This is a genomic window from Streptomyces chiangmaiensis, assembly GCF_036281785.1.
GTDB classification, from domain to species: domain Bacteria; phylum Actinomycetota; class Actinomycetes; order Streptomycetales; family Streptomycetaceae; genus Streptomyces; species Streptomyces chiangmaiensis.
In genome coordinates this window covers 1-503 of the sequence record NZ_JAYWVC010000774.1, presented here as the reverse complement: position 1 = coordinate 503, position 503 = coordinate 1, and the positions used below count along the sequence as shown (strand labels likewise).

Below are 503 nucleotides of genomic sequence, written 5' to 3'. Positions count from 1 at the left end.
TGGGAGTGCAGGGTTGTGCCGTTGTTCGACGTGTTCGGCCGTCGTAGGCACGTGGCGTGGGCGAGGCGGAGTTGAACGCCGTCCGGCGTCTTCGCTCCCTGATAGGCGATGTGACGTGTCTTGATCGCCTTCCGGGTGGTGCGGAGCCATTGCTCCCACCCGGTGGGGGACTGCGGGGGCCGGTCGGCGTGCAGGAGCAGTTGCCCGCAGAGCTGGCAGCGGCCCTTCTGCGTCTGGAGCAGACGCATCGTGGCCCGGTCCAGCGGCGGCGGAGCACTTCTGCGTCGCCGGTCGGCCCAGTAGTCGGCCAGGGTGGGATCGTCCGGGGACGAGGTGCCCTTGACCAGCTGATGCCGGACGATTTTCGTCCAGGCGAACTTGACGAGGTAGGCACCGTTGTCACGGTGGCCGAACACCCATCTGTCCTGCCGGGCAGGGTTGAATCGGCCGAAGTACCGGTTGGTGATCCAGTGCTTCGACTTCTTCGGATGCCTGCGCAGGGC

General features: G+C 66.8%; 1 pseudogene. It reads right to left on the bottom strand.

Annotated elements, in window-relative coordinates:
- Positions 1 to 503, bottom strand: a pseudogene (locus tag VXC91_RS46865) (RNA-directed DNA polymerase); the annotation flags it as partial.